The 4,035-nt window shown below is 72.5% G+C and carries 5 protein-coding genes; 2 read left to right on the forward strand and 3 right to left on the reverse strand.

What is annotated here, in order from left to right; translation table 11 throughout:
• The 3 genes from ABZV34_RS37440 to ABZV34_RS37450 all read right to left on the reverse strand — a co-directional run.
• A partial coding sequence (locus ABZV34_RS37440; protein ID WP_356287146.1) for a dienelactone hydrolase family protein occupies positions 1-701 on the reverse strand: 701 nt, incomplete at its 3' end.
• Between the two features lie 73 nt (positions 702-774).
• Positions 775-1,827 carry a bile acid:sodium symporter gene (locus ABZV34_RS37445; RefSeq protein WP_356287149.1) on the reverse strand — a complete coding sequence of 351 codons (1,053 nt, stop codon included), beginning with the start codon at positions 1,825-1,827 and terminating at the stop codon, positions 775-777.
• Positions 1,781-2,527 carry a phosphatase PAP2 family protein gene (locus ABZV34_RS37450; protein ID WP_356287152.1) on the reverse strand — a complete coding sequence of 249 codons (747 nt, stop codon included), beginning with the start codon at positions 2,525-2,527 and terminating at the stop codon, positions 1,781-1,783. The genes ABZV34_RS37445 and ABZV34_RS37450 overlap by 47 nt, the downstream gene beginning before the upstream one ends.
• A gap of 315 nt (positions 2,528-2,842) precedes the next feature.
• Between ABZV34_RS37450 and ABZV34_RS37455 the strand changes: the two genes are divergently transcribed.
• On the forward strand, positions 2,843-3,235 hold the full coding sequence (locus ABZV34_RS37455; protein WP_356287155.1) for a VOC family protein: 393 nt from the start codon (positions 2,843-2,845) through the stop codon (positions 3,233-3,235).
• 83 nt (positions 3,236-3,318) lie between these two features.
• Positions 3,319-4,035 (forward strand): adenosine deaminase family protein (locus tag ABZV34_RS37460; RefSeq protein WP_356287158.1); only part of this gene is annotated, 717 nt, incomplete at its 3' end.

The following is a 4,035-nucleotide window of genomic DNA, read 5'->3' on the forward strand; positions in this document are numbered from 1 at the left end:
CGCGCGTGCAGGAAGGGCATCGTGCACTCCCACGCGCGCTCGGCCGAATCGGCGTCGTACGTCTCGGGGCGGCCGTCGTTGAAGAAGGCGTGGTCGGCGGGGTAGAGACGGAGGTCCGGGGTGACGCCGGACTGCCCGTGGACCGCCTCGCTCAGCTGCTCCAGGCTCTCCTTGGGGATGCTCGTGTCGAGCTCCCCGTAGTGGCCGAGGATCTCCGCCTGGAGGCCGGAGAAGTCGGGCATCTCGCCCTGGATGACACCGTAGAACGGCACCGCCGCGGTGAGCCGCGGGTCAGCCGCCGCCAGGTACAGGACGAAGCCGCCGCCCATGCAGAACCCGACCGCGCCCACCGTGTCCGAGGTGACCTCGGGCAGGCCGAGCAGATGGTCGACCGCGCCGGAGAGCAGTTCGACACCTCGCGCCACAGGCAGCTCCCGCATCATCCGGAAGGCTTCCCCGCTGTCATGGGCGACGTTGCCGCCGTACAGGTCGGGAGCGAGGGCCACGAAGCCCTCCGCGGCCAGCCGGTCGGCGACCTGCGCGATGTGATCGGTCAGGCCCCACCACTCCTGGATGACGATCACACCCGGCCCCCGACCGGACGGCGGCAACGCCAGGTAGCCGTGGGCGGCTGTTCCGGCACTGGGGAAGGTCACGTTCTGATGGGCCGGGGCTCCGGTCGGCTTCGGCAGCTCGGACATGGCACTCAACTCCTGTGGGGACAGCGCTTGTCAGGGGGCCGGCGGCACCGGTCCCGGATCACCGCCAACGATGTCATGCGCGAGCGCGCTTCCCGGCTCCGGCCCGCACGACGTGGCTCGCGGCCACCTTCTGCAGCAGGCTGTAGGCCAGCACCGGCAGCAGGACGTGGGGCCGGTCGGGCAGGGCCGTGCTGATGAGGACCGCGCTCGCGCTGCTGTTGTTCATCCCGCAGGCCAGGGTCACCGAGGCACCCGAGGAACGGTCCAGGCGCAGCACCCGGACGGTGATCCGGCCCAGGCCGAACGACAGCCCGCACACGAGAGCGGCGACGGCCAGCGCGGCCGCCATCAGTACCGGCTCCGGACGGGCGAGGAAGGGACCGAGGACGCCGCTGGCGTTGATGTACGTCAGCAGCAGCGAGCCGAGCAGGGAGGCGGGGGGTGCGGCGCCGAGCAGCTGGCGCTGGGGGGGGGCGGGCAGAACGAGCCGGGCCATGATTCCGGCGCCGCACGGGAGCAGGACGCCGGTCAGCGCGAAGTCGTGCCCGGCGGTCCGGGCGGCCCCCGACAGCGCTTCCGCGTAGCCACCGTGAAGCAGGGGGCACAGGGCCGTCATGGTGACCGGGATGGTGAGCGGGCCGGCGATCGTGGACGCCAGCACGAGGCCGACGGTGGTCGGCTGGTCACCCCCGCCTCTGCTCGTCCACACGGTGGCCCCGGCGGCCACGGGCATCGCGACGATGAGGATCATCGCCGCGATCAGTCCGCTGCCGCCGTCGCTGTCCGGAGTCCGGTGCAGGGCGAAAGCCACGCCCGGGATGATCAGCAGGGGTGCGGTCAGATGGAGGACGAGACCGGTCAGCAGCGCGGTGGGCCGGGTCAGCAGGGCCCGCAGATCGTGGACCGGCACCTGGAGGCCGGCCGTGAACAGCACCAGGGACAGCAGCAGGTGCGGGGTCCGTAAGGCGACCTCGAGGAGTCCGCCGTCGCCGATCGTGTGAGGGCGGCGCAGCCACAGACCCGGCGCGGAGACCGTCGCGGCGGCGAGATAGGCCGCGCCGACGGCCCAGCCGAGATGGTCACGGAGGAGACTGAGGGGGGATTTCTCGGCGGGAGTGGGGATCATCGCGGCGCTCTTCCGTCGTCAGGGCATCGGGGCGGGGACGGAGCGCCGGTATGAAGGACCACGAGGGCGGAAGGAAGCGGGCGAGGGCGTAGACGGCGAGACTCAGCCAGCACAGGCTGAACAGCCAGCCGCCGACGACGTCGGAGAACCAGTGCACGCCCAGATAGACCCGGCTCAGCCCGACGAGGACGGACCAGCAGCCGACGACCAGGGCGAGGGGCCGGCCGCCGCGCGGGGCCCGCGCGAGCAGCGCGAGGGCCAGCAGCCCGCCGCTGACGGCGGACGTGGTGGTGTGCCCCGAGGGGAAGGACCAGCCGGACGCGTGCGTGGCCCATTCCGCGACCGCGGGCCGGGGGCGGGTGACCAGGTTCATCACGGCGTACCGCACGGTCTGGGCGACGGCGAGGCAGCCCAGACAGCCGAGGGCGCAGAGGATCCGCTCCCGCGTCGTGCGTCCCACGACGACACCGGCCAGGACGACCAGGGCGTACGGCACGACGCCCGTCCCGGTGTACGTGACCGCGCGGGCCAGCGCCAGAGCCACTGCCGGACGGTGGCCGGCCGACCAGGTGCTGAGGGCGTCGTCGCCGAAGAGTGTGGCGCCGTCCCGGCCGGTCACGACCAGGGTGAGCAGCACGAAGGCGACCAGGCTCCCCACGGCGGTCGATCCCGCGAGGTCGGCCGTGTCCGCGCGCTTCACGACGGCGCCCCGGGAGCATCGACCGCCCACGCGGACACGGGGCGCAGCGCTGCGGACATCGTGGGAGGTCCCTTCCCTTCCCTGGCGGGGCGCGGGCGTGCGAACACGCCGTCCGCGCCGACCGCAAACCCATAGACGGTCTACATAACTGTAGACGTAAGCGTGACGGGGATCGTTCCCGAGGGGGCCGAAAGGGCTGGGGTGCCCTACCCACCTTGCGCCGCCGACGGTCCGCGCGCTCGTGGGGCCGAGGAGGGAACGGGATGTCGTACGCTACGTGTTACGTATAACCCATGCTCCCCCGGAGAGGCCCTGATGAGACGCATCGCCCTGGTCACCCTCGTCGTCGACGACTACGACGAGGCGATCCGCTTCTACACCGAGGCACTCGGGTTCCGGCTGGCCGAGGACGAGCCCCGGCCCGACGGTTCCCGCTGGGTCGTCGTCGAGCCGGGCACGGAGGGCACCGGCAGCGGACTGCTCCTGGCCCGGGGCAAGAACGAGTCACAGCGCGCCCGGGTCGGCGACCAGACCGGGGGCCGCGTGGGCTTCTTCCTCCACACCGACGACTTCGCCCGCGACCACGCGCGCATGCGTGCCGCCGGCGTGACCTTCCTGGAGGAGCCGCGCCACGAGCCGTACGGCTCGGTCGCCGTCTTCCAGGACCTGTACGGAAACCGCTGGGACCTTCTCCAGCCCGCCGTATAGCCACGCTGCCCCGCCGCATGGCCCCACGGCCTTCGCACCGACGCCGCCACCCCAGATCCGACCTGCCGAGGAAACAGACACGCATGACCGCGCCCCGCATCGACACCGACATCATCCGCCGTCTCCCCAAGGCCGTACTGCACGACCACCTCGACGGCGGTCTGCGCCCGGACACCCTCGTGGAACTCGCCGGGACCGTCGGCCACACGCTGCCCACCACCGACCCGCGCGCGCTCGCCGCCTGGTACTACGAGGCCGCCAACTCCGGTGACCTGGTGCGCTACATAGCCACCTTCGAGCACACCCTCGCCGTGATGCAGACCCGCGAGGGCCTGCTGCGCACCGCCGAGGAGTACGTGCTCGACCTGGCCGGGGACGGCGTCGTCTACGGCGAGGTGCGCTACGCGCCCGAGCTGATGGTGAACGGCGGGCTGACCCTGCCCGAGGTCGTCGAGACCGTGCAGGAGGGGCTGGCGGCCGGTATGGCCAAGGCCGCCGCCGCGGGCACCCCGGTCCGGGTGGGCACGCTGCTGTGCGGGATGCGCATGTTCGACCGCACCCGGGAGATCGCCGATCTGGCGGTGGCGTTCCGGGACGCCGGGGTCGTCGGCTTCGACATCGCCGGCGCCGAGGACGGCTTCCCGCCCGCCGACCACCTGGCCGCGTTCGAGCACCTGCGGCGCGAGAGCGTGCCCTTCACCATCCACGCCGGCGAGGCCCACGGGCTGCCCAGCATCCACCAGGCCCTCCAGGTCTGCGGTGCCCAGCGCATCGGCCACGGCGTCCGCATCACCGAGGAC

The organism is Streptomyces sp. NPDC005195 (assembly GCF_040608315.1).
GTDB lineage: Bacteria > Actinomycetota > Actinomycetes > Streptomycetales > Streptomycetaceae > Streptomyces > Streptomyces kaempferi.